Annotated in this window: 23 protein-coding genes and 1 other RNA gene; 15 read left to right on the forward strand and 9 right to left on the reverse strand. The window is 63.3% G+C overall.

All coding sequences use genetic code 11. The features are described from left to right. Positions 1–90: 90 nt before the first annotated feature. Both FJ957_RS04540 and metF read left to right on the forward strand, forming a co-directional pair. The gene (locus FJ957_RS04540) at positions 91–1,098 is read left to right on the forward strand and encodes a metalloregulator ArsR/SmtB family transcription factor (protein ID WP_140647576.1); all 1,008 of its coding nucleotides are present in this window, start codon (positions 91–93) and stop codon (positions 1,096–1,098) included. Then, the gene (gene metF / locus FJ957_RS04545; RefSeq protein ID WP_140828938.1) at positions 1,098–2,015 is read left to right on the forward strand and encodes a methylenetetrahydrofolate reductase [NAD(P)H]; all 918 of its coding nucleotides are present in this window, start codon (positions 1,098–1,100) and stop codon (positions 2,013–2,015) included. Before FJ957_RS04540 ends, metF begins: the two co-directional genes overlap by 1 nt. Positions 2,016–2,385: 370 nt before the next feature. Here metF and FJ957_RS04550 read toward each other — a convergent pair whose 3' ends face one another. Continuing rightward, positions 2,386–3,306 (reverse strand): DMT family transporter, encoded by a 921-nt coding sequence (locus tag FJ957_RS04550; protein ID WP_140828942.1) that lies wholly within the window; start codon positions 3,304–3,306, stop codon positions 2,386–2,388. A gap of 216 nt (positions 3,307–3,522) precedes the next feature. Here FJ957_RS04550 and FJ957_RS04555 point away from each other — a divergent pair, with 216 nt between their 5' ends. Beyond that, the gene (locus tag FJ957_RS04555) at positions 3,523–4,743 is read left to right on the forward strand and encodes an alanine racemase (RefSeq protein ID WP_140828945.1); all 1,221 of its coding nucleotides are present in this window, start codon (positions 3,523–3,525) and stop codon (positions 4,741–4,743) included. A 159-nt stretch (positions 4,744–4,902) separates the two neighbouring features. Here FJ957_RS04555 and FJ957_RS04560 read toward each other — a convergent pair whose 3' ends face one another. Further along, complete coding sequence (locus FJ957_RS04560; protein WP_140828948.1) at positions 4,903–6,081, reverse strand: lytic murein transglycosylase; 1,179 nt, start codon at positions 6,079–6,081, stop codon at positions 4,903–4,905. A gap of 183 nt (positions 6,082–6,264) precedes the next feature. Next, positions 6,265–7,056: a GH25 family lysozyme gene (locus FJ957_RS04565; RefSeq protein WP_140828952.1), complete on the reverse strand. Its 792-nt coding sequence runs from the start codon at positions 7,054–7,056 to the stop codon at positions 6,265–6,267. 232 nt (positions 7,057–7,288) lie between these two features. Between FJ957_RS04565 and FJ957_RS04570 the strand changes: the two genes are divergently transcribed. After that, the gene (locus tag FJ957_RS04570; RefSeq protein ID WP_140828956.1) at positions 7,289–8,671 is read left to right on the forward strand and encodes a serine hydrolase; all 1,383 of its coding nucleotides are present in this window, start codon (positions 7,289–7,291) and stop codon (positions 8,669–8,671) included. A 25-nt stretch (positions 8,672–8,696) separates the two neighbouring features. Here FJ957_RS04570 and FJ957_RS04575 read toward each other — a convergent pair whose 3' ends face one another. The 5 genes from FJ957_RS04575 to FJ957_RS04595 all read right to left on the reverse strand — a co-directional run bounded on the left by FJ957_RS04575 (position 8,697) and on the right by FJ957_RS04595 (position 15,044). Next, positions 8,697–9,005, reverse strand: a complete 309-nt coding sequence (locus FJ957_RS04575; RefSeq protein WP_140828959.1) for a HigA family addiction module antitoxin — start codon at positions 9,003–9,005, stop codon at positions 8,697–8,699. An 8-nt stretch (positions 9,006–9,013) separates the two neighbouring features. Beyond that, positions 9,014–9,310, reverse strand: coding sequence for a type II toxin-antitoxin system RelE/ParE family toxin (locus FJ957_RS04580; RefSeq protein ID WP_140784107.1), 297 nt, complete (start codon positions 9,308–9,310; stop codon positions 9,014–9,016). Positions 9,311–9,413: 103 nt separating this feature from the next. Continuing rightward, complete coding sequence (locus FJ957_RS04585; RefSeq protein ID WP_140828963.1) at positions 9,414–10,079, reverse strand: class I SAM-dependent methyltransferase; 666 nt, start codon at positions 10,077–10,079, stop codon at positions 9,414–9,416. Then, complete coding sequence (locus tag FJ957_RS04590) at positions 10,076–11,374, reverse strand: DUF3419 family protein (protein WP_140828967.1); 1,299 nt, start codon at positions 11,372–11,374, stop codon at positions 10,076–10,078. Before FJ957_RS04590 ends, FJ957_RS04585 begins: the two co-directional genes overlap by 4 nt. 43 nt (positions 11,375–11,417) lie before the next feature. Then, positions 11,418–15,044 (reverse strand): hydantoinase B/oxoprolinase family protein, encoded by a 3,627-nt coding sequence (locus FJ957_RS04595; protein WP_140828968.1) that lies wholly within the window; start codon positions 15,042–15,044, stop codon positions 11,418–11,420. Between the two features lie 179 nt (positions 15,045–15,223). Between FJ957_RS04595 and FJ957_RS04600 the strand changes: the two genes are divergently transcribed. The 7 genes from FJ957_RS04600 to FJ957_RS04630 all read left to right on the forward strand — a co-directional run bounded on the left by FJ957_RS04600 (position 15,224) and on the right by FJ957_RS04630 (position 19,204). Beyond that, positions 15,224–15,436: a hypothetical protein gene (locus FJ957_RS04600; RefSeq protein ID WP_027168700.1), complete on the forward strand. Its 213-nt coding sequence runs from the start codon at positions 15,224–15,226 to the stop codon at positions 15,434–15,436. Between the two features lie 144 nt (positions 15,437–15,580). Further along, positions 15,581–16,300 (forward strand): DnaJ family molecular chaperone, encoded by a 720-nt coding sequence (locus tag FJ957_RS04605; protein WP_140657459.1) that lies wholly within the window; start codon positions 15,581–15,583, stop codon positions 16,298–16,300. Further along, positions 16,297–17,082 carry an N-acetylmuramoyl-L-alanine amidase gene (locus FJ957_RS04610; RefSeq protein WP_140828970.1) on the forward strand — a complete coding sequence of 262 codons (786 nt, stop codon included), beginning with the start codon at positions 16,297–16,299 and terminating at the stop codon, positions 17,080–17,082. The genes FJ957_RS04605 and FJ957_RS04610 overlap by 4 nt, the downstream gene beginning before the upstream one ends. 168 nt (positions 17,083–17,250) lie before the next feature. After that, positions 17,251–17,955 (forward strand): transglycosylase SLT domain-containing protein, encoded by a 705-nt coding sequence (locus FJ957_RS04615; protein ID WP_140828972.1) that lies wholly within the window; start codon positions 17,251–17,253, stop codon positions 17,953–17,955. A 127-nt stretch (positions 17,956–18,082) separates the two neighbouring features. Next, positions 18,083–18,478, forward strand: an RNA gene (gene rnpB / locus FJ957_RS04620) — RNase P RNA component class A. A gap of 153 nt (positions 18,479–18,631) precedes the next feature. Continuing rightward, a complete protein-coding gene (locus tag FJ957_RS04625; RefSeq protein ID WP_140657453.1) occupies positions 18,632–18,907 on the forward strand; it encodes a type II toxin-antitoxin system ParD family antitoxin in 276 nt (91 codons plus the stop codon). A 3-nt stretch (positions 18,908–18,910) separates the two neighbouring features. Next, positions 18,911–19,204 carry a type II toxin-antitoxin system RelE/ParE family toxin gene (locus tag FJ957_RS04630; protein WP_140657451.1) on the forward strand — a complete coding sequence of 98 codons (294 nt, stop codon included), beginning with the start codon at positions 18,911–18,913 and terminating at the stop codon, positions 19,202–19,204. Between the two features lie 8 nt (positions 19,205–19,212). On the opposite strand, the gene FJ957_RS04635 is transcribed toward FJ957_RS04630, so the two are convergent. Continuing rightward, on the reverse strand, positions 19,213–20,328 hold the full coding sequence (locus FJ957_RS04635) for a cystathionine gamma-lyase (RefSeq protein WP_140828974.1): 1,116 nt from the start codon (positions 20,326–20,328) through the stop codon (positions 19,213–19,215). Between the two features lie 396 nt (positions 20,329–20,724). Between FJ957_RS04635 and mraZ the strand changes: the two genes are divergently transcribed. The 4 genes from mraZ to FJ957_RS04655 are packed head-to-tail and all read left to right on the forward strand — an operon-like array spanning position 20,725 to position 24,317. Then, positions 20,725–21,183: a division/cell wall cluster transcriptional repressor MraZ gene (gene mraZ / locus FJ957_RS04640; RefSeq protein ID WP_140644023.1), complete on the forward strand. Its 459-nt coding sequence runs from the start codon at positions 20,725–20,727 to the stop codon at positions 21,181–21,183. After that, entirely contained in the window at positions 21,180–22,196 is a 1,017-nt protein-coding gene (gene rsmH, locus FJ957_RS04645) for a 16S rRNA (cytosine(1402)-N(4))-methyltransferase RsmH (protein WP_140828978.1), read from the forward strand. Before mraZ ends, rsmH begins: the two co-directional genes overlap by 4 nt. Before the next feature lie 4 nt (positions 22,197–22,200). Beyond that, positions 22,201–22,596 (forward strand): hypothetical protein, encoded by a 396-nt coding sequence (locus FJ957_RS04650; RefSeq protein WP_140828981.1) that lies wholly within the window; start codon positions 22,201–22,203, stop codon positions 22,594–22,596. Then, on the forward strand, positions 22,593–24,317 hold the full coding sequence (locus FJ957_RS04655) for a penicillin-binding protein 2 (RefSeq protein ID WP_140828983.1): 1,725 nt from the start codon (positions 22,593–22,595) through the stop codon (positions 24,315–24,317). The genes FJ957_RS04650 and FJ957_RS04655 overlap by 4 nt, the downstream gene beginning before the upstream one ends. The last annotated feature ends 49 nt before the right edge of the window (positions 24,318–24,366 follow it).

A 24,366-nucleotide genomic window follows, 5' to 3' on the forward strand; every position in this document is an offset into this window, starting at 1 on the left:
CCATTTTCTTGTCCGGAAGCGACATAGCACTTGCCAGGGTTCCAAAATCGACATAAACATATCTTTATATCTTTCAACGAGAACCCGCTCATGCATGTCTCGCTCGACACAATGGTAGATACATTGAAGGCGGCGGCCGAATCCAGCCGGCTGCGCATCCTGGTGCTGCTTTCGCGCGGCGATCTTACCGTCTCCGACCTCACGGAGATCCTTGGACAGTCGCAGCCGCGGGTCTCGCGTCATCTGAAGCTGCTGCTCGATGCCGGGCTGATCGGCCGCTACCAGGAAGGGTCCTGGGCCTTCTTCAGGCTGACCGATACGGATAATTCGCGTGATTTCGTACAGCGTCTGGTCTCGGCCATAAGAGAGGCCGATCCGCAGGTGGTGCGCGATCTCGAGCGTTTGGCGGCGGTGAAGCGCAAAAGGCAGGACCGGGCCGCCGAATATTTCTCCGAGAATGCCGCGAGCTGGGATCACATCCGCTCGCTGCATGTGCCGGACCGGGCGGTGGAAGCGGCGCTCATCAAGCTTGTCGGCAAGCGGCCGTTCCAGTCGATGCTCGATCTCGGCACCGGGACCGGCCGGCTGCTCGAAATCTTTGCGCCGCTCTACCGGCGCGGCGTCGGCATCGACATGTCGCGCGAGATGCTGACCGTGGCGCGCGCCAATCTCGACAAGGCCGGTATCGCCAATGCACAGGTGCGCCAGGGCGATATCTTCTCGCCGCCGGTCGAGCGCAACGCCTTCGACCTCGTCACCATCCATCAGGTGCTGCACTATCTCGACGATCCGGCCCGGGCGATCGCCGAAGCGGCGAGGCTGCTGCGGCCATCAGGCCGACTGATCGTCGTCGACTTCGCGCCACACGCGCTTGAATTCCTGCGCGACCAGCACGCTCACATGCGGCTCGGCTTTTCCGACCGGCAGATTTCGGAGTGGTTCGGGGAGGCCGGCCTCGACCTCGAGGACAGCCAGGAATTCGAGCCGCGTGGCGGCAACGAGGCAAGGCTCACCGTCAAGCTCTGGCTCGGCCGGGACCGCCGGCTGCTGATCGCCGATCCATCCAACGATTCCTTGCCAGTAAGGGAAACAGCCTGATGAACCAGTTCCGCTTTTCCCGCCGTCCCGACATCGGCGACAAGGTCAGGGTCTCGTTCGAATTCTTCCCGCCGAAAACCGACGAGATGGAAGCGAGGCTCTGGGACACGGTCACAAGGCTGGAGCCGCTCAAGCCGAAATTCGTCTCGGTGACCTATGGCGCCGGCGGCTCGACTCGCGAGCGCACGGCGCGCACGGTCAAGCGCATCCTCAACGAGACGTCGCTGACGCCCGCGGCGCATATGACCTGCGTCGATGCCGCCCGCGATCAGGTCGACACGGTCATCCGCGAATTCGCCGACATGGGCGTCAAACGCTTCGTGGCATTGCGTGGCGATCCGGCGGCCGGTGTGGGGACAAGCTACCGTCCGCATTCCGACGGCTACGCCAATGGCGCCGAACTGGTCGGTGCGCTGAAGAGCGTCGGCGATTTCGACATCTCGGTCTCGGCCTATCCGGAGAAGCATCCGGAAAGCCCGGACTTCGCCACCGACATCGACATGCTGAAGCGCAAGGTCGACAACGGCGCGACGCGGGCGATCACCCAGTTCTTCTTCGACAACGACCTTTACGAGCGCTATGTCGAGCGGGCGCGCCGCGCCGGCATCTACATCCCGATCGTGCCGGGTATCCTGCCGGTGCACAATTTCACCCAGGTCGCCAATTTCTCGTCGCGCTGCGGGGCGCTGGTGCCGGCCTGGCTGGCCGAGCGTTTCGAGGGGCTGGAGAACGATCCGCAGACGCATGCGCTGGTGGCCTCGGCCGTGGCGGCCGAGCAGGTGCTCGACCTTGTCGAGCGCGGCGTCGGCGACTTCCATTTCTACACGATGAACCGCGCCGATCTCGTCTTTGCCGTCTGCCACATGATCGGCATCCGCTCGCATGAGGTGGAGGTGGCCGGTTCGGCCGCGGCTTGAGCCCGGCGGGAACGGAAAAGGCCGGGTAGAACCCGGCCTTTTCGAACTGTTTGGACTATTCTCGGTGCTGGTCTTCCCGGCTTTGGCGGGTCAGGGAAGAACGCCTATGATAAGGGCACCGATGAATGCGAATGCGGCACAAATCATCAAAGCGTTGATCGGCCTCGTCAGTCCCATGCCATAGCCTCCTCTTCAGAGCTATGGCGGGAGTCTAGGGTCATTTGTGCCACAGGCAAGCGGAAAACGTGCTGCGATGCGACATGATTGTGGAATTTGCGACCTGGAATTTGCCGTTAGCCGTTGAAACTCTTTGGCAAAAGCCGGCTCAGGGGTTGTGAATAAATTGTGGCGGCGGTGTGGCATGACACCGCTACCATTTGCCGAACAGCCGCCCGTCGATGGTGATGAGGCCGAGTCCGATCAGCGTCATGCCGCCGATCTCGAACAGCGCCAACCGCTCGCCGAGGAACAGGAAGCCGAGCAGCACCGCGCTGACCGGCACGACGAGGGTGACCAGCGAGGCATTGGTGGCGCCGGCCGAGGCGACGAGGTTGAAATAGAGGATGTAGGCAAAGGCGGTGGACAGCAGCGCCAGGCCCAGCACCGCGGCCCAGACGGGTGGCGAGGCCGAGAACAACCCCGCCGGACCATAGGCAATCAGCACGATGGGGGTCATGATGATGGTCGATGCGGTCAACTGCCCGGTGGCGATGACGGGCGAAGGAATGCCCTTGAAGCGGCGCGCGATCATCAGGGCGACGGCGTAGGAGAGCGAAGCGCCGATCAATGCGAACTTGGCCCAGACCGGTCCGCCGAGCCCGGCAAGCAGGCCAGGTCCGATCATCACCGCAGTGCCGGCGACACCGAGAGCGATGCCGGCCAGCTTGTTCAAGGACAGCTTCTCGTCGGTCGTGAGCGCGTTGGCCAGGATCAGCGTCCAGAACGGCGTCGTCGCGTTGAGCACCGAGGCGACGCCGGCGCCGAGTTGCGTCTGGCCGGCGAAAATCAGCGAGAACGGTATGACATTGTTGGTGAGCGCCAGCAGAAAGAACAGGCCGGTATGCGGTAAGGCGAGCCGGAACGAAGGGCCGCGGATCGCCAGATAGAGATGAAGTGCTGCCGCGGCGATGGCGACGCGGAAGAGCACCAGCGCCAGCGGGTGGATTTCCGATACTGCAATGCGGGCAAAGAAGAACGAACCGCCCCAGATCGCGCCGAGCAGGAGAAGCTGCGCCCAATCCTTGAGCGCCATCGGTCCGCGCGTCGGCGCGGCGTCGGCCGTAGTCGACATGTCCTGTTTCCTCCCCGGAGCCAATCGCAATCTCAGCCCGTCAGACATCTCAACAACCGTTATCGGGTTCGGCGGCAAGAGCCACCCGAAACCTGACCGGTGGTTTAGCGTTGGCAAGAAGTGCGGCCGGCTGCGCGGTATGGCGAGACACAGAACTGTTTTCTTTGGCGGCTAGCTAGGATTAATTGTGCGCGCTCCAGACCTGAGGATTCGTCCATGCAGCGATTCGAAAATGCCCGTGAGGCGGCACTGGCGCTTCGTCCGGACGACCCGGTCTACTGTTTCCGCCCGCAGGTGTTGAAGGCGGATGCCTTGCAGTTCATGGGGATGTTCCCAGGCAAGACCGCTTATGCGGTGAAGACCAATGGCGAGCAGATCGTGCTGAAGACATTGGTCGAAGCCGGCGTCAGCACTTTCGACGTCGCTTCGCCGGGCGAGTTCGCCGCCGTGCGCGCGGTCTCGGCGGATGCCGAGATGCTCTACATGCATCCGGTCAAGGCGCAGTCGGACATCAAGCTGGCGCTGGAGAAGTACGGCATCCGGGTGATCTCGCTCGACCATGAGGACGAGATCACCAAGCTGACGCGCGTTGTGCGGGCGCTCGATATCGATCCGGGCGCTATCACCGTCTTCGTGCGCATCCAGACCAAGGGCCATGCGGCCTACGAATTGTCGAAGAAATTCGGCGCCGGGCCGGCCAACGCGATCGAGCTTGCCGAGCGGCTGAACCGCACCGGCTACAAGGTGGGGCTCTGCTTCCATGTCGGCAGCCAGATCGAGGATCCCGATACCTATGAACGGGCGCTCGCCTCGGCCGACTGGGTGCGCAACCGCTTGACCTTCGACATTGCCGGGCTCGATGTGGGCGGCGGTTTTCCCGCCGAATACGGCCACGATCCCAATCGCAAGCAGGTCGAGATGCCGTCGCTCGGCCAACTGATGTCGCGGCTTGCCGGCGACCTGAAAGAGTATCAGTTCGACCAGATGCCGCTGGTGGCCGAGCCAGGCCGCGTGATCGTGGCGCGCTGCCTGTCGCTGATCGTGCGGGTGCTGTTGCGCAAGGGCAAGCGGCTCTACATCAATGATGGCATCTGGGCCTCGCTGTCGGATTCATGGACCGGCAAGATCACGCTGCCGGCCCGCTTCATCCCCGATCCGGCGATCCGCACGCGCAATGGCGACGAAAACACCATCGTGCCGTTCAAGGTCTGCGGCGCGACCTGCGATTCCGTCGACATCCTGTCCAGGCCATTCTGGCTGCCGGAAACGGTCGACACCGGCGACTGGATCGAGATCGGCCATATCGGCGCTTACTCGCTGTCGCTCAGGACGCGTTTCAATGGGTTCTATCCCGACACTTTCGTCGAGGTGACGACGCCGTTCGACGAAGGCGACGCGCCGCAAGGCTTTGCCAGCCTGGAGACGATGGCGGATTGATGAGTGGGGAATAGTGAATAGTGAGTAGTGAGTAGTGAGTAGTGAGTAGTGAGTGGTAATTCGGATTGACCTCACTCATATATGGGTGATTTTCCTGTTATTCACTATTCACTATTCACTATTCACTATTCACTATTCACTATTCACTATTCACTATTCTCACAATTTTGCCAGCAATTCCGGCGTCGGCCAGCCATCGACCGGCAACCCGAGCCGCGTCTGCTCCTTGCGGACAGCTTCGCGCGTGTTGGTGCCCAAGATGCCGTCGACCGTGCCCACGTCATATCCCTTGGCCTCGAGCTTGGTCTGCAGCGCCTTCATCTGGTCGCCGCTCAGACCTTGCTCGGGCATACGCGGGTCGAATTGCGGCGCGCCGGCAAGGCGCGTGGCAAGCACGGCTGCGGTCAGCGCGTAGGTGAAGGACTGGTTCCATTCCAGGTAGACGTCGAAATTGTCGTAGGCCAGGAAGGCAGGCCCCTTGCGGCCCATAGGCAGCGCCAGGCCGGCTTTCAGCCCGTTGTCGGCGAGCGGCGTGCCGTTCGGGTTGGTCACACCCCATTGTGCCCATTGCGACAGCGGCAGCTTGTTGGTGCGGCCAGTCTGATCCCAGGGCATGTCGTCGGGGACGCGCACTTCCTGGATCCAGGGCTGGTCGCGCTTCCAGCCGCGCGACATGATCTTGTTGGCGGTCGTCATGATGACGTCCGGGACGCTGTTCCTGAGATCGACCTTGCCATCGCCATCGCCATCGATGCCCTCGGCCAGATAGTCGGTCGGCAGGATCTGCGTCTGGCCGATCTCGCCGGCCCAGGCGCCCTTGACGTCGGCCGGCAGCACCCCGCGGTCGATCAGAGTGAGCAGCGGCACCAATTGCGGCCGGAAAAGCTGCGGGCGGCGGCAGTCATGCGAGAGCGTCACCAGCGCATTCAGCGTATGGAAGTCGCCCTGCACGGCGCCGAAGTCGGTCTCCAGCCCCCAGAAGGCGGCGATGATGGCCGGCTGGACGCCGAACTCCTTGTCGGCGCGGTCGAAGACCTCGGCATATTTCTTCAGATTGGCCGCGCCCTGCTTCAGGCGGTAGGCCGAAATCATGCGGTTGGAGAATTCGGTGAAAGTCTGGGTGAAGACGCCCTGGGCGCGGTCGCGCGCCAGCGCCCGCTCGTCGATGGTAGCGTCCTCCAGCGCGTCGAGGCCGACGGCGCCGACGCCGGCGGCCTTGGCTTCGGCCGCCACGCCCTGCTTCCAGGTCTCGAAATCGCCGCCGCATTCCTGCGCCGCCGCGGGCAGTGCAAGCGCGCCGACAAACAGCGCCGCCAGGATTTCAACGCGCAATCGCATCGCTTCCCTTTCGAGACCGGCACATGACCCCATCGCGACCCCGGACGGGATCGGACAAGTGCATGCGAGGATTTCAAAGCCCAGGAGCCGCGCCAGGCACTCGCGTGAGTGCGCCGCTCCGGATTACCAGCGGTTGCATGTTTCGCCGCCCGCCGTGTCGAAAAGCAGGCGGGGCGGCCGATGTCAACGGGTGTTCTGCCGCAGCCACTTCTTCCAGGCGGCTTCCGAGCCGTTGAAGACGTTGATGTCGGATTTGCCGATCATGCCGGGCACGATGCCGGTTCCGGTGTACTGCCAGAAGGTGAAGGGGTGGCTGCCGTATTTCTCGCGCGGATGGCCCGCGACCGAGCGCAGCCAGTAGGGATAGCCGCGGAAGGTCGCCAGCTGGTTGTCGTCGAAGAAGTCGAGCGAGGTGTAGATGATCGGCTTCTTGCCGTAATGGCGCTCGACCATTTGCAGGAAGACGGTCATTTCGCTGCGCACAGTAGCCGGATCGGGGCGCAGCCTGCAGGTCGGCGATTTCGGGTTCCATTCCATGTCGAGCACCGGCGGCATCGCCGACGGGTCTCTTGGAACATTGGCGATGAACCAGCGCGCCTGGGTTTCGGCCGGCGTGCAGAAATAGAAGAAATGATAGGCCGCGCGCGGAACTCCGGCGGCTCTGGTGCGCGACCAGTGCTCGTTGAAATATTCGTCGAAGCGGTCGCCGCCTTCGGTCGCCTTGATGAAGGCGAAGGAAATGCCGCTGGCCCTGGCAGTCGGCCAGTCGACCGAGGTCTGATATTTGGAGACATCCGTGCCGTGGATGGCGTAATTCCACGGCGCGCCGCTGTCCCATTCATGCGGCTTTGAGTCCTCGAACTTGGGCGCGCGCACGGCCACCGTCTGCGTAGACGGCGACAATGGCGAAAGATCGTCCACCGTGGAGCAAGCGCCCAGCAGCGTAAGCATCAGGATGGCCGCAAGACGGCGCATGGCATTTCCCAAGCCGGGTTCAGCCGGCCGCTGATGGGTCCTTCACTGGTGGTGGTCGCTTGCGCAAGCCCCCTCCGGATTGTCGCCCCACGAGACTATCCGGCTCCTCCGTTGATCGCCGAACATGGTTGATAATCCATTGACGGCGCTCGACAACATCGATGATTTTGCGGAAGCAATGGCGGCAAATCGATGACATAAATCGAGCCGAAGACTCCAAAGGGCGGAAATGATGCGGGCTGTCGTGAAGTTCATCAAATGGCTGCTTGGCCTTGCGATCCTGGCCGTGGTCGCGCTCGTTGCCTGGCTTTATTTCGCGCCGCCGGAACTCATCCGCGTCGGCTCCGGCTATTCGGCCAAGATCGTCTGCTCGAACGTCTTCATCGCCGGCCGCGACGCCAAGCAAGTGCTGGCTGTCGACGTGCAGGCGCCGGGCCATCCGCTGCTCAAGCTGATGAAGGTCTCCGTCGACAAGGAGAGGGGGCTGGTTTCGGCCAGCCTGTTCTGGGTTCTGGGCAAGAGCGTCGCGGTCGAGCGCGACGGCGTCGGCTGCGCGTCGCTTCCCGATGGAGACACCGGCAAGGCAAGGCAGACGTCGCTGCGCGCCGCGGCCTCCACGCCGGCGCAGCCGGACGCGCTTTGGCCCGATGGCGAGCGCGTGGACGCTTCCCAGAATCCGGATGTGGCGAAGATCGTCGACGATGCCGCCATGGCAGGCACGGGTATGCGAGCGATCGTTGTGGTGAAAAACGGGCGTGTCGTCGCCGAGCGTTATGGCGAGGGCTTTTCGGCCAAGACGCCGCTGCTCGGCTGGTCGATGACCAAGACGGTGAATGCCGCGATCGTCGGCACGCTGGTCAAGGACGGCAAGATGGCAGTCGACAAGAACGGCCTATTCGCGCCATGGAAGGCCGATGGGCGAGCCGCCATCAGCCTTGCCGACATGATGGCGATGTCGAGCGGGCTCGAATTCAACGAGGATTATGGCGACGTCGCCGACGTGACGCGCATGCTCTATCTCGAGCCGGACATGGCAGGCTTCGCCGAGGCCAAGCCGTTGAGCGGCGAGGTCGGCAAGGTGTTTTCCTATTCAAGCGGCACCGCGGTGATGCTGTCGCGCCTGTGGCAGGACGCGGTCGGCGACAAGGCCAAGGCGCTGGCGTGGCCGCGCACGGCGTTGTTCGAGCCGCTCGGCATGCACAGCGCGGTGCTCGAGACCGACGAGCAGGGGACTTTCGTCGGCTCGTCCTATCTCTACGCCACGGCGCATGACTGGGCACGCTTCGGCCAGTTCCTGCTGCAGGGCGGGACCTGGAACGGCAACCAGATCCTGCCCGCCGGTTTCGTCGACTGGATGCGCGAGCCCGCGCCGGCCTCAAAGGTGTACGGCAAAGGCCAGGTCTGGATCGAAGGCCCGGGCGATGAGGAAAATCCCGGCGCAGGCGTCGCTGCAGGCCTGCCCAAGGACACCTATTGGATGGAGGGCCATGACGGCCAGACGGTGGCGATCATTCCGTCGGAGCAGTTGGTGGTGGTGCGGCTTGGATTGACGCCGGCCAAGTTCGGTTATCGTCCACAAGCGATGGTTGGGGCGCTCGCAAAAGCGCTCCATTAGAGGCGTGGCGGTCAATCGCCGGCCTCTATGCGGCGGTCGGCAAAGGTTTGGCGCGATCCACGCGCGCCCGCTCGTCAGGCGAGTTCATGACTTGCCAAAGATCGCTGCGGCGCTGGACGTTCAGCCAGAAATCCGGGCTGTTGCCGAACACCCGCGCCAAAATGAGCGCAGTCGCTGCGGTAATGCTGCGGCGATCGTTGCACAATTCGTTCACATGCTTGCGCGGGACGCCCATTGCCTCGGCCAGAGCGGCTTGCGTCAAGCCAAGCGGGTGCATGAACTCCTCCGTGAGGATTTCGCCAACCGTTGCCGGCTTGCGTGCGGTCATCAACATGTCTCACCTCACTTATAGCTGTGGTCGTCCAAGTAGATGTCCGACGCCTCACCCCGGCCGCCATCCCAGCGGAAAACCAACCGCCATTGCTTGTTGACCCGTATGGAATGAAAGCCTTCGAGATTGCCGCGTAGCTTTTCGAAGTGGTTGCTGGGCGGCACTCGCAAATCCTGGTCGGTAGCAGCGTCGTCGATCATCTGGAGCTTGCGAAACAAGCGGCTTTCGAGATCGGACGGAATGTTGCGGGAGTGGGTATCATCCACAAAGAAGGCTCGCAGCCATCCATCTCTAAATCCAACGATCATCACATGTTTCCAAGCGGGGTCAGTGTACCACTCCTTGGGTCATGGGTGCAATTGTTCAGTTGATTGCGTTCGATACAGGCACAGGCGCCTCAAATTGCGAAATTCAGGGGGCGATCTTGATCACCGCCAGCCAGGCATAGCCGCGATAAAGCGTTCTGAAACGGAAGGTTGCGCCGGTGCGCTCGGATTCCGATTCAAGCACGTCGCGCAGCGAGGCGCGCGGCGTGACATGGAATTTCCGCAGCCAGCCGCGCAGCAACGCCCTGAACCAGCGTGGCAGGCCTTCCTGCTGGCCGAAATCGACAACATGCAGCGAGCCGCCGGGCGTGAGCGCGGCGAGGGCAGCCGATACGGTCTTCTCCCAGCCGGGGATCATCGACAGCGAATAGGAGACGAAGACCCGGTCGAAATGCTCGATGCCGAAGAGAGCCTTGGCGTCGAAATCGGTGGCGTCGCCGCGTGCGAGGTTGACCTTGTCCGTGAGATCTTCGCGAGCGACGGTCGCGTTCGCAGTCTCCAGCATCTCGGTCGAGATATCCAAACCGAAGAAGCGGGCGTCCGGGTAGCGGCGGGCGGCGAGAACGATGTTGCGGCCGGTGCCGCAGCCGAGCTCCAGCACGGTTCCGCCTTGCGGCACGTCCAGTCCGTCGATCAGCCGGTCGCGGCCGAGCAGGTAGTATTTGCGGGTCAGGTCGTAGATGTGGCGCTGCCAGCGGTAGACGCCGTCCATCAGTTCGGCATGGCTGGCAGGCAGCTCCGTCGTGCTCATGCGGCGCGCTTCACATAGAAGTGGAAGCCGCCATAGATGGCCGAGCGGTCTTTTGCGGAGAATTCGCGCGAGGCATCGCTCTCGTAGGTCCACTGGTCGAGCAGCGAGTTGGAGAGGCGTCCCGGCAGCAGGCTGGGTTCGGCCGCGGTGCGGAAAATGACGCGGGCGCCTGCCGATGCCGTGCGGGTGATTTCCGTCCACAGCGCATTGAGCTGGTCGTCGGTCATCCAGTCCTGCGCATCGAGCAGGACGAAACGGTCGACGGTGCCGGCGTCCTTGGCGGCCAAGAACTTGATCAGGTTGGCGTGGTGGATGGCGACGCGATCGATGTTGTCGCGGATCGTCTCGTAGTTGCTCTGTTCCAGATAGGCGGGCAGCGCTGCCTCGCCAGGTTGCGGATAGCGACGGGCAAAGGCCTGCCAGGCGAAGTAATTGTTCTTGAGCGGAAAGTCGCAGGCGAGCTTTTCAAGGCGCGCCTTGAGCACGCTCGCCATCGAGCCGTCGCCAGACGTGATCAGCGAGTCGTATTGCGCCGGCGGGATGCCGAGGCCGAACAGCGAGGCTTTCCGCGACGTCGCCCAGCGCAACAGCTTCTTGTCGAAAACAGGCGCCAGCTCCTCGTTGAAGAAACGGCGCTGCTCGCCGATGTTCTCGGCCTTCATGATGCCGGCCGGGTCGACACCGAACAGCTTGCCGACGCGATGGCCCATGGCGATGAAGAGGCCGAGCAGGCCGGTCTGGTAGAAGTTGCGGTCGAAGACGGAGATGCGGCGGCGACCGCGCCAGCTGCGGCGCTCCCAATAGTGACGGCTGACCGCATCGAGATGCGGCGCGATGAAGCGATCATAGGCGTCGGAATTGTGGCTGGTGCCGGCGGCGCCGAAGAAGCGGAAGAGATCGCCCTGCGACGGCAGGTGGCGCACCGCTTCCAGCTTCATGCGGTTCAGCGCGACGTGCGCGGCATTGAGATCGACGGCATCGATCCTGGCCGGCGAGCGGGTCAGGTAGGCCAGAATGTTGCAGCCGCCCGAGGCGATTGTGACGATGCGGTGGCCCGCGCCGAGCTGCATGGCCTCCATGTCGACATCCGGGTCTTCCCAGATCTGCGGATAGACGAGGCCGGAGAACAGAAAGGCGAACAGCCGCTCGGAAATGCCGTCCTTCGACAATGCGCGGTTCTGGTAGACGGCCTTTCCGACTTCCTTGCCTCGGCGATAAACGAGTTCTCCGGAAACATCCGACATGACAAGGTGATTCCCCGTTTGCGTTGGCGCAAGCGGGTAGCGCAGCGTCATGACAGGCAGGTGACAGCCTGTTGACGGCAGGTTGACGCTGATTTCACGCTTTACCGAAAGCTCCGGGCGTAGGCGTGGTGACGATGACGGCCTCGCCGGCATCGAGCGTGGTCTGGTCGCAGGCCTTCAGAACGTCGACCGAGCCGTCATTGCGCCTGACCTTGGTCGAGCCCGCCTCGCCGTCGCCGCCGCCGTCGAGGCCCTGGGGTGGGCGATTGCGGTGGGAGGACAGGATCGCGCATTCCATCTTTTCGAGGAAGCGGATGGTGCGCCTCGTGCCGTCGCCGGCGTTCCACTTGCCCTTGCCGCCTGAGCCTTCGCGGATGTGGAAGTCCTCCAATACGACAGGGAAGCGCAGTTCCAGCACTTCCGGGTCGGTGAGGCGCGAATTGGTCATGTGCGTATGGACACCGGACGTGCCGGCAAAGCCGCGTCCCGAATTCATCCGGCCGGCCGGCGAGCCGGAGCAGATCGTCTCGTAATATTGGTATTTCTTGTTGCCGAAGGTGAGGTTGTTCATCGTGCCTTGCGCATTGGCGATCGCGCCCATCGCGCCGAACAGCGCATTGGTGACATGCTGCGAGGTCTCGACATTGCCGGCGACGACGGCGGCAGGGTAGGCCGGCTTCAGCATCGAGCCTTCGGGGATGACGATGTTGATCGGCCTCAGGCAGCCGGCATTCATCGGGATCATGTCCTCGACCATGACGCGGAAGGCATAGAGCACAGCGGCGCGGGCGACGGGCTCCGGCGCGTTGAAGTTGTTCTTCATCACTGGCGACGTGCCGGTGAAATCGACGGTCGCCTCGCGCTTTTGCCGGTCGACGGTGATGTTCACCCTGATCACCTGGCCGGTGTCGGTGGGGTATTCGTACGCCGCGCTGTCGGGGAGCCGCTCGATCACGCGGCGCACGCTCTCGGCGGCATTGTCCTGGACGTGGCCCATATAGGCCTCGACGACGTCGAGCCCGAAATGCGCGACCATCTTGCGCAACTCCGCCACGCCTTTTTCGTTGGCGGCGATCTGTGCCTTCAGGTCGGCGATGTTCTGGGCCGGATTGCGCGCGGGGTAAGGGTGGTCGGTCAGCAGCGTCTCCAACTCCGTCTCGCGGAAGCGGCCGCGGTCGACGATGCGGAAATTGTCGAACAGCACGCCCTCCTCATCGACCGTCGTCGCAAGCGGCGTCATCGAGCCGGGCGCGGTGCCGCCGACATCGGCGTGATGGCCGCGCGAGGCAGCCCAGAACAGGATCTCCTTGCGCGCATCGTCGAAGACAGGCGTCACCACGGTGATGTCGGGCAGATGCGTTCCGCCATTGTAGGGCGCGTTGAGAGCGAAGACGTCGCCGGGATGGATGTCGCCCGAATTCAGGCGGATGACGGTTTCGACCGAGCGGTCCATGGAGCCGAGATGCACCGGCATGTGCGGCGCATTGGCGACCAGTGCGCCATGGCGGTCGAACACGGCGCAGGAAAAATCGAGCCGTTCCTTGATGTTGACCGAATAGGCGGTGTTCTGCAGCGTCACGCCCATCTGCTCGGCGATCGACATGAAGAGGTTGTTGAAGACCTCCAGCATCACCGGATCGGCCTCGGTGCCGAGTGCGGCCTGCCGTCGTTTCTTGCTCGTTCGGCGCAGGAGAATATGGCCCTTTGCGGTGATCTCGGCCTGCCAGCCCGGCTCGACAACAACGGTCTGGTTGGGTTCGATAATCAGGGCTGGGCCGGCAACCTTGTTGCCTTGCCTAAGGGCTTCGCGACGAAAGACGCCGGCCTCGCGCCATTCGCCTTCGGCGAATATTTTCCGCTTCTCGGAAGGAACAACGGCAAGATCCTGCAACTCCGCTTCGATTTCCGCGCGGCCCGCGCCGCCGGCATCGCTGCCCTCCACCCCTACAGCCTCGATAATCATCGGCTTGTTTTCATAGACGAACCCGAACTGCGCTTTGTGCGCGGCCTCGAAATCGTCCTTCGCCCGCAGGATCGAGCCGTGCTCGAAATTCACCGGCAGAGCCGTGTCGGTGCCATCGTAGCGGATCTGGAGGATCGGCCTGGCGGTAATCCCGCTCTCGGCGATGCCCTGAGACACAAGTTCGGCGACCACAACCCCGCGCAGGGCGGCCATGAGATTTTCGATCGCCGGCCTGGATGCGTCCGCGAGCGGCTCCAGCAGGGCCTGCTGGCGCGAGGCGAAGACCGATGAGAGACCGATGCCATAAGCGGAAAGCAGCCCCGAAAAGGGGTGGATGAGCACGGCTTCCATGCCGAGTGCATCGGCAACCAGGCAAGCATGCTGACCACCGGCGCCGCCGAAGCAGTTGAGGAGATACTCGGTGACGTCGTAGCCGCGCTGCACCGAGATCTTCTTGATGGCGTTGGCCATGTTCTCGACGGCGATGGTGACGAAACCTTCGGCCACCGCCTCAGGCGTCCGGCCGTCGCCGATTTCGGCAGCAAGTGCGACGAATTTTTCGCCAACCGTGCCGACATCGAGCGGCTGGTCCTGGCCCGCGCCAAAGATCGCCGGGAAGAAATCGGGCTGCAATTTGCCGAGCATGACGTTGGCATCGGTGACGGCAAGCGGACCGCCGCGCCGGTAAGCGGCGGGGCCGGGATTGGCGCCGGCGGAATCCGGGCCGACGCGGAAGCGGCCCGCTTCATAGTGCAGGATCGAGCCGCCTCCGGCGGCGACGGTGTGGATGCGCATCATCGGCGCGCGGATGCGCACGCCGGCGACCTCGGTGTCGAAGGCGCGTTCGTATTCGCCGTCATAATGTGCGACGTCGGTCGAGGTGCCGCCCATGTCGAAGCCGATGACCTTTTGGAAGCCGGCGAGCTTCGCCGTCTCGACCATGCCGACGACCCCGCCCGCCGGGCCGGACAGCAGCGCGTCCTTGCCCTGGAACAGGTCGGCGGCGGTAAGACCGCCCGACGACATCATGAACATCAGGCGCGGTCCGGCGCCAAGTTCGCCGGCTACCCGCTGCACATAGCGCGACAGGATCGGCGACAGATAGGCGTCGACCACGGTGGTGTCGCCGCGGCCGACCAGCTTGATGAGCGGCGAGACCTCGTGAGAGACCGATATCTGGCTGAAGCCGATGTTGCGGCAGACTTTTGCCACGGCCTTTTCGTGATCCGGATATTTCCAGGCATGCAGGAAGACGATGGCGACCGCGTCGATGCCGTCGGCTTTGGCCTGCTCGATCGCCGGGCGGCAGGCCGCGATGTCGAGCAGCCGCTCGACGCAGCCGTCGGCGCGCACGCGCTCGTCGATCTCGATGACGCGCTCGTAAAGCTGCTCCGGCAGGATAATCTCCTTGGCGAAGATGTCCGGCCGCGCCTGGTAGGCGATGCGCAAGGCATCGCGAAAACCCTTGCTGATGAGCAGCAGGACGCGGTCGCCCTTGCGCTCGAGCAGCGCATTGGTGGCAACGGTCGTGCCCATTTTGACGTCGCCGATCGCGCCGGCGGAAATGGCGGCGTCGGCCTTCAACCCCAACAGGTCGCGGATGCCCTGGATGGCGGCGTCAGCGTAGGCCTCGGGATTTTCGGACAGAAGTTTTCGAGGGTGCAGCCGGCCTTGCGGGTCACGACCGATGACGTCGGTGAAGGTGCCGCCGCGGTCGATCCAGAAGTCCCATTTCCCAGTCCCTGCGGCTACCGGCATTCTGCTTATCCATCATATCTTCGAGCGTATGTTCTGTTAGTTCGGGATTTCGGCGCCAGCAATCGCAAGTTGATGATGTTACACATGGAAATGCAACGTTACGAAACCGGCGGGCCTGCTGACGCATTTCCTTTGCGACCGCTCACCGAAATGTGAGCGTCTGTTGAAGGAGAGATACCATGAAGAAGCTCATTCTGGCGTCTGTTTCGGCGCTCGCCCTGCTGGGGGTCGCGGCTTGCAGCGACAGTGGCACCGGCACCGACAATACCACCACGCAAAGCACCAATCCGCCGGCCAACGAGCAGCCCATGAAGCCGGCTTCGCCCGACGCCTCGAAGCCCGCTGAACCGGCTCCGGCAACAAATCCGGCTCCTGCCGCGCCCGCGCAGTAAGAGCCTGACTGATAGTATCGAGGAAGGCCGGCTTCGCCGGCCTTCCTTTTTCGTCCGTTTTCGCCCTCGATCCCGCGCAGCGCGGGTCGCCTGCGGCATCGTCCCGGCTTGATAGAACCGCCCGGTTCGCACTATGAAGCCGACATGTCGATTTGGGACCGTCTTGGCGACTTCATCGCTCGCGTTTCGTCGTCGGCGTCCTCGGGCGTCGCGGATGTCGTCGAAGCCGTGCGCACCGTGTTTTCGGGCGACCCGGACCTGCGCCGGCGCGTGGCCTTCTCCGTGGCCATGATCGCGCTCTCGGCCAAGATGGCCAAGGCCGACGGCATCGTCACGCAGGATGAGGTGCGTGCCTTCCAGGAAATCTTCGAAGTGCCGCCGAGCGAGACACGCAACGTGGCGCGGCTTTACGACATCGCCAAGCAGGACGTCGCGGGCTTCGAGATCTATGCCCAGCGCATGGCGCAGCTCTGCGGGTCCGGCCATGCCAACTGCATGATGCTGGAAGATATCCTCGACGGTCTGTTCCATATCGCCAAGGCGGATGGCCTGATTCATGAGCATGAGGGCCAGTTCCTGCATCGCATAGCCGAGATTTTCCGGATCGACGAGGCGCATTACGAAGCGATCCTGTCGCGGCACGTCGATCTCGGCGCCGCCGACCCCTATGTCGTTCTGGGCATCGAGCGCGGCAAGCCGTTCGAGGAGATCAGGAAACGCTACCGCAAGCTCATCTCGGACAATCATCCCGACAGGCTGATCGCACGCGGCTTGCCGCAGGAATTCATCAAGATCGCCACGACCAGGGTCGCGGCGATCAACGCCGCCTATGAGATGATCGAGCGGGGCCTCAGACACGTATGAGCGGGTTCCTGCCCGACCAGCCGGGCGCCGAGGTCCGGGTGTCGCCGAATTTCGGTCCGCGCCGCGACACGCTTCGACCCGACATGATCGTGCTGCATTATACCGGCATGGCAAGCGGCGCCGGCGCTGAGGCGTGGCTGTGCGATCCGGCGAGCGAAGTGTCCTCGCATTATCTCGTTCATGAGGACGGCCGCATCGTCCAGATGGTACGCGAGAGCGACCGGGCGTGGCATGCCGGCAAGAGTTCCTGGCTCGGGCGTACCGACATCAACTCCTGGTCGGTCGGCATCGAGATCGTCAACCCTGGGCATTCGCTGGGTTACAAGGCCTTCCCGAAACGGCAGATCGATGCCGTGATCGAGTTGTGCGCGGGCATCGTGGGCCGTTATTCGATCCCCGCGGCAAGGGTGCTCGCCCATTCGGACGTGGCCCCGGGCCGCAAAGTGGACCCTGGCGAAAAATTTCCGTGGAAGGCGCTGTTCGTGGCGGGCGTCGGCCACCTCGTGCCGGCGGCGCCTATAAAGCCCGGCGCCGCACTCAAGGCCGGCGATACCGGCGCCGATGTCGAGGCGCTGCAGTCGATGCTGGCGCTCTATGGCTATGGTGTCGAGATATCGGGTATTTACGACCGGCAGACGGAAATCGCGGTGGCGGCGTTCCAGCGGCATTTCCGCCGGCGGTTGGTGGATGGCGTGGCGGATAATTCGACGATACGCACGCTGCATAGGCTCCTCGCTTCCGTAGAGGCAGCCTCCGTCAAACAATCGCGGCAAGTTTCTTAAGTTACAATCTGTCACTTAAAGTGAATTGCGCCGCCTTCATTGCCGCCAATTCCGCCTTCAAATGCCACTTCCGCAAGTCGTCGGACATCTATCCTCCCCGGATGATCCGACGTTGAATTGGCACAACTGCGAGAAGTTCTTCGCGCGGTTCTAACAGAACAGGACTACATGCAAAAATTGACCGTTGTAGCGGCAGCTGTTGCTGCCGTAGTGATAAGTTTTGCCTTCAATCCGGCAAGCAGCGCCCCTTTAAGCCTTCGGGCGGACAATGGCCTTGCCGCTGCCCCCACAACGACCAAGGCTGCACCGGGCAGCAAAACGCCAAAGATCAAGAGAGCCCCGGCAAAGGTGCTGAAGGCCGCCGCGACCAAGGCGGCGAAATCGACGGCTAAGCGCGCCAAACGCGGCAGAAAGGCGATCGATCTCACCACGACCGCTTCTATCAACCTCGGCAAGATCGCCCTGGCGGCACCCGCTGCGGCCGGCGGCGGCCAATATTCGGCGATCGTTGCCCGCTATGCCGCAAGCTACGGCGTGCCGGTGTCGCTGGCCAAAGCCGTCATCAAGATCGAAAGCAACTACAGGCCGAGCATGGTCGGCAGCGCCGGCGAGATCGGCCTCATGCAGATCAAGCCGGCCACGGCGCGCATGATGGGTTATACCGGTTCGACCAAGGGGCTGTTCGATCCCGACACCAACATCAAATTCGGCATGAAGTATCTTGCGATGGCGCAGGGTCTCGGCGGCGGCACCACGTGCGGCACAATCCTGAAATACAATGCCGGTCACGGCGCCAGGCGGATGAATCCGGTTTCGGCCGCCTATTGCAGCAAGGTGAAGGTGCAGATGGCGGCGCTGGGTTCGCCGGCTTAAACCGGCCTACCGAAGTGGATTTGGGCAACGCGTGTTCTGCTTCATGCGCGTCGTTGTCCCAAACCGCCGCGCATCCGGACGCTTTTTCGTTTGCGTTTTCGGGCGGGAATCCCTTTATACGCGCTTGCCAGCTGGCCGGGCGGCCGCACCCGCGAGAACCGAAAGGTTGCGGGTGAGGAAAGTCCGGGCTCCATGGAGACACGGTGCCGGCTAACGGCCGGCGGGGGCGACCCCAGGGAAAGTGCCACAGAAAGCAAACCGCCACGGCATTGCCGGGGCAAGGGTGAAAGGGTGGGGTAAGAGCCCACCGCGCGACTGGCAACAGAAGCGGCAGGGCAAACCCCACCGGGAGCAAAACCGAATAGGGGCGGTGCGAGGGGAAACCTTCGAGGGCTGTTTCCGGCCCACCGTCCGGGTAGGTTGCGTGAGGCGCATGGCAACATGCGCCCAAGATGAATGGCCGCCACGTTCTCGCCGCAAGGCGAGGGCCATACAGAACCCGGCTTACAGGCCAGCTGGCATTTTTCAAATCGCGGTAGCGGCACGAAATCAGAAGGTTACGCCGGAAGGCGTGCCTTTTGATTCAAGGTGCGGCGCAATCGCCCTGAACGCGATGACCTGTTCCTTGAAGCTGGTGCGATTAAATCGTACCTTGAAGGAGGAACAGGAGCGCATCATGGGCCAGGTCGACAAACGCAGCATCACACTTTCGCCGGAGCTGGCAGCCGCGGTTGACGATGTGGTCGCGGCTGGCGAATACGCCTCGGCCAGCGAAGTGATCCGCGATGCGCTCAGGCAATGGAAGGAGCGGCGCGATCTGCTCGGCTACAGCGTCGAAGAGCTGCGGAAACTGGTGCAGGAGGGGATCGACAGCGGGCCCGGCCGGTTCGAATCTATGGAAGAAATCAAAGCTGAGGCGCGCAAGCGCTTTCGGTCTGGCGGAGCGGTATGACACTTGCTGCGCATCGTTCGAACCTCGCACGCCGAAGAGGATTTGATCGCGATCTGGCAGTATGTTGCGCGCGATAGCGAAGCCGCAGCGGACCGATTGCTCGATCGCATCGAAAACCGTTGGCAGCAACTCGCCATCTATCCGTCTTCTGGTCCCTTACGCGACGATATTGCTCCGGGCATTCGCCATCTCATCGTTGGCGAATATCTCACCTTTTACCGTGTCGGCGAGGACACGGTCCAAATTCTCCGCGTCCTTCATGGCCGGCGCGAAATCGAGGCTGGCGATCTGACGTGATGGGCAGGCTAGGCGCCGATCCTATCCAGCGACGCCTCAATCGCCTGCCACAGTTCCTCGACCGGCTCGCAGCCGATCGCCAGGCGAACGAAGCCGGGCGGCACGGCATCGCCGCGTTTCGAGCGCCGCTCCGCCGACGTATGCACGCCGCCGAAGGACGTTGCCGCTTCGATAAGCCGACAGCCGTCGATGAACGCCTCGGCCTGTTCTTCGGAGGCGAGTTCAAAGGAAATCAGGAAGCCGAAGCGCTCCATCTGGGCGCGCGCCAGATTGTGCGAGGTATCGCCTTCGAGTCCCGGAAAGCGCAGGCCGCTGACGGCGCGATGGTCCTTCAGGCGGCGCGCGATCGTTTCGGCCGACGAGCACATGCGGTCGAAGCGCACTTCCAGCGTTTCGAGGCCGCGATGCACGAGCCAGGCCTCGAACGGACCGGGGATGCCGCCGGCCGTCTCGCGCCAATCCTTCACCCTGGCGACAATGTCCGGATCGCGGCTGGCGACATGGCCGAAGAGCACGTCGGAATGGCCATTGATCGCCTTGGTGTCGGCCGAAACCACAATGTTCGCGCCAAGGTCGAGCGGGCGCTGGCCGAAGGGCGTCATCGTCGTGTTGTCGACGATCAAGGTCCCCCCTTGCACATGGACGGCCTTGGCGACGGCGGTGATGTCGCAAATGTCCAGTCGCGGGTTCGACGGACTTTCGACGAAGACCGCCCGGTAGCCGGCGAAGCCGCCATCGAGCATGCTTGCCGTCGGCCTCTCGTCATAGGCGACGCCGAGCGGTTTCAGGAAACGCTCGGCCAAGGCCCGCGTCGTGTGATAGCCGTCCGACGGCAAGAGGATGCGGTCGCCCGATTTGACGAGCGCGAAGAAAGCCGCGGAAATCGCGGCCATTCCTGACGGGAAGGCGACGCATTGCGCATCTTCCAGATGGCCAAGCGCGTGCTCGACCGCATGCCAGGTCGGATTGCTGAAGCGGCCGTATTGATCGAAGCCCGTCGCGTCGCCCGGCGCGTGGAAGATCGAGGCCATGGTCAGCGGCAAGGGGATGGGATCGCCCATCGCGAAATCGGCGCTGCGCAGATGGGCAAGTGTCGCGGCGCGTGACTTCGCAGTGTCGGACATCAGTTGGATCCTTGATTAGGGCAGAAAACCTCAACAGACGCTATGCGCGCCGGCTGTGCGCATCAAGCCGCGTCTTTTTGGGCCAGAGGGCTCTAAACGCTTCGTTAGGCTTAATAGAGGATAAAGACGAGACGTGCCTTCAGCCTGCGCTTTGTGGTTGTAGTGCGCGTGTTTGTGATACCTATTCCCGTTGACGCCCATAGTGCCCCATGATATCCCATTCGCATCATCAAGCTTTCGTTCCGCGTCAGGGTGAAGCGTACGCCAATCGGGCAGCCGCGGCGGCTGCGCGTTTGTCGATTTTCGCCCCGGTGAATGAAGCGATTTGCCGCAAGCGCGGCGAAGGCGCGGAGAACAACATGAGGGGTGCAGCGGCGCCAGCGGCTGTAGAGTTTATTGGACCGGTTTCTGTCGAACACCGTGAGCAGGATCGATGCGAAGGGGCGGGTGTCCGTTCCGGCGCATTTCCGCGCCGTGGTGCAGAAACGCGGCTATTCGGAACTCTACGCGCTGCGCTGCCTGGACCTGTCGGCGATGGATGTCGGTGGGCTCGACCTGCTCGACCGCTACGAGCAGCGGATCGCGCTGGAGGACCCGTTCCTGCAGACGGCGGACGACATGTCGTTCTTCTGCCATGGCGACGGAACGTTTCTGAAGCTGGACCAGGACGGCCGCATCACCATGACCGATTTCATCCGCGAGCATACGGGCATCTCGAACGAGGTGGCCTTTGTCGGCCGCGGCAATTTCTTTCAAGTCTGGGAGCCGGGACGGCTTGCCGCCTATGGGGCGCAGGCGCGGGCCAGGCTTTTGCAGCTTCGGCAGGGGACGAAGCCCGGGGAGCGATCGGAATGATGGCTGGCCACGGCGATGACCCTCACGCCGTTGGCGGACTGGCCCGTCACATTCCGGTCCTCCTTGCCGAGGTGCTCGACGCGCTCGCACCGAAGGCCGGCGAGACGATCGTCGACGGGACATTCGGCGCCGGCGGCTACACCAGCGCCATCCTCGATCGCGGCGCTTCCGTCGTTGCCATCGACCGCGACCCGGACGCAATCGCGGCGGGCAGGGCGCTCGAAGAACGGGCAGGCGGCCGACTGAGGCTTGTCCAGGCGCCGTTCTCGACGCTGGACGAGCATGTCAAGAGCGCCGATGGCGTGGTGCTCGACATCGGCGTTTCCTCCATGCAGCTCGACCAAGCCGAGCGCGGCTTTTCCTTTCGCGCCGACGGGCCGCTCGACATGCGCATGGCGCAGGCGGGTCTCTCCGCCGCCGATGTCGTCAACACCTTCAAGGCGGGCGACCTTGCGCGTATCTTCGGCTTTCTCGGCGAGGAGCGCCATGCCGGCCGCATCGCGCGCATGATCGAAAGCCGGCGCGAGAAGAGGCCTTTCGAGCGCACGCTCGATCTCGCCGACGCCATCGAAACGCATATCGGAAGAGGGCCGAAGGACAAGATCCATCCGGCCACGCGCGTCTTCCAGGCGCTGCGCATCTTCGTCAATGACGAACTTGGCGAGTTGGCAAGAGCGCTGCTGGCCGCCGAGCGGGCGCTGAAACCCGGCGGACGGCTCGCCGTGGTGACGTTCCATTCGCTGGAAGACCGCATCGTCAAGCGCTTCATCGCCGACCGTTCCGAAGCAGCCAGCGGCTCGCGGCATATGCCCGACGCGCCCGTGCGCATTGCCACCTTCCGCAAGGCCGGCGGCGGCGTGACGCCGGGAGAGGCCGAGACGGAGGCCAATCCGCGCGCGCGCTCGGCCAGGCTGCGCGCGGCGATACGCACCGATGCCCCGGCGCGCGCCGGCGACTTTTCGATTTTCGGCCTTCCAAAGCTTCCCGCCGTCGAGCGGCCGGGAGAGAGGTGAGCACGTGTTTCGTACCAGCGACATAGTCCTGATCGCCGTCATGGTCTCGGCCGCCGCCCTTACCTACAAGACGAAGCGCGAAGCCGAAGAGCAACAGGCGGCTGTGCAGAAGATCCAGGCGCAGATCCACTACGAGGAAGAGACGATCGATCTCCTCAAGGCGGACTGGAGTCTGCTCACCCAGCCGTCGCGGCTGCAGAAGCTTGCCGATGTCTATAAGAGCCAGCTCGGGCTCGAACCGGTCAACGCGCACCAGATCGGCAGCCTCGACGACATCCCCGTGAAACCCCTGACCATCGAGGACCTCTCCTCGCAGCGGCTTGGCGGCATGGCCGACAATTCCGGGAAGGAGCCATCTGAAGGCAAGGATCCGGTGGTCACCGGGAGCACCGTTCAATGATCGGCGGGCTTCCAAGGATCGGCGAACTGCTGAAGCGCCGGAAGAAGCAGGCGGAGGATGGCTCGATCGTCGTCGACGCCGCGCGCAAGGCGACTGGCGGCAAGGCAAGGACGCGCATCGTCATGACGATGGCGGTGTTCTTCACCATCTATTCGACCATTGCCGGCAGGCTCGTCTATCTCGGCATGCAGAATCCGGATCTTTCCGGCGGCCCGGAGAACCGGGTCACGGCATCGCGTCCGGATATCGTGGATCGCAATGGCGAGGTCCTGGCGACCGACATCAAGACGGCGTCGCTGTTTGCCGAGCCGCGCCGTATCGTCGACGCCGACGAAGCGATCGAGAAATTGTCGGCCGTGTTGCCGGAGATCGACTACGAGCAGACCTATCGCAAGCTCAAGAGCGGCGCCGGCTTCGTCTGGCTGCAGCGCCAGCTGACGCCGAAGCAGCAGGCCGACATCATGGCGCTGGGTGTCCCCGGCCTCGGCTTCCGCACCGAAAAGCGCCGCTTCTATCCGAGCGGCGAGACCTCGTCCTACATCGTCGGCCTCACCAACATCGACAACCAGGGCATCTCCGGCATGGAGAAGTATATCGACGAGCAGGGGCTGAGCGACCTGCAGGCGTCGGGGCTCGCGGTGGCCAAGGATCTCAAGCCGGTCAAGCTTTCGATCGATCTGCGCGTCCAGCATGTGGTGCGCGACGAGATCGCCGCCGGCCTGGAGCGCTATCGCGCACTGGGCGCCGGCGCCGTCGTGCTGAACATCAAGACGGGCGAAGTGATGGCCATGGCCTCGGTGCCGGACTTCGACCCGAACAATCCGTACAACGCCCAGGAAAAAGACCGGCTGAACCGTATGTCGGCCGGTCTCTACGAGATGGGCTCGACCTTCAAGAGCTTCACCTCGGCCATGACGCTCGATTCCGGCAAGGCGACGATGAACAGCCGCTTCGACGCGTCGCATCCGATCCGGGTCGGCCATCAGGCCATCCACGATTTCCACGGCAAGAACCGGGTGCTGTCGCTGCCGGAAGTGTTCCTCTATTCGTCCAACATCGGGTCGGCCAGGGAGGCCGAACTGGTCGGCATCGAGGGGCACCGCGAATTCCTGCACCGCCTCGGTATTCTGGACAGGATGCAGACCGAACTGCCGGAAGTCGCGCGCCCGACCGAACCCAAGGTCTGGAAACAGGTCAACTCGTTCACCATCGCCTTCGGCCACGGCGTGTCGACGACGCCGCTGCAGGCCGCCGTCGGCTGCGCGGCGCTGATGCAGGGCTATCTGATCGAGCCGACATTCCTGGTGCGCAGCGAGCAGGATGCCATGGCGGTCGCCAAGAAAGTGGTCAGCGACAAGACGGTCGAAGGCATGCGCTATCTCTATACGCTGAACGCCGAGAAGGGCTCGGCCAGAAATGCCAGGGTCCCCGGCTACCGGGTTGGCGGCAAGACCGGAACGGCCGAGAAGGTCATCAACGGCCGCTACTCCAAGGACTTGAATTTCAACACCTTCGTCGCCGCCTTCCCGATGGACGATCCGCAATTTCTGGTGTTCACGATCGCCGACGCTCCGCATCCGGAGAAGCCCGGGATGACCGACGTCGCCGCCAACAATGCGGGGGTTATGGCCGGCAACATCATCAGACGCGCGGCCGCCATGCTTGGCGTGAAGCCAGATTTCAGCCATGAAAATGGTGCAACGCTGGTTTCCTATCAGTGATTCTTGCGGCGCGCCGGCAACTGCGCGCTATTTTGTTGCGGTGAACGGG

It is taken from the genome of Mesorhizobium sp. B2-4-6 (genome assembly GCF_006442775.1).
GTDB lineage: Bacteria > Pseudomonadota > Alphaproteobacteria > Rhizobiales > Rhizobiaceae > Mesorhizobium.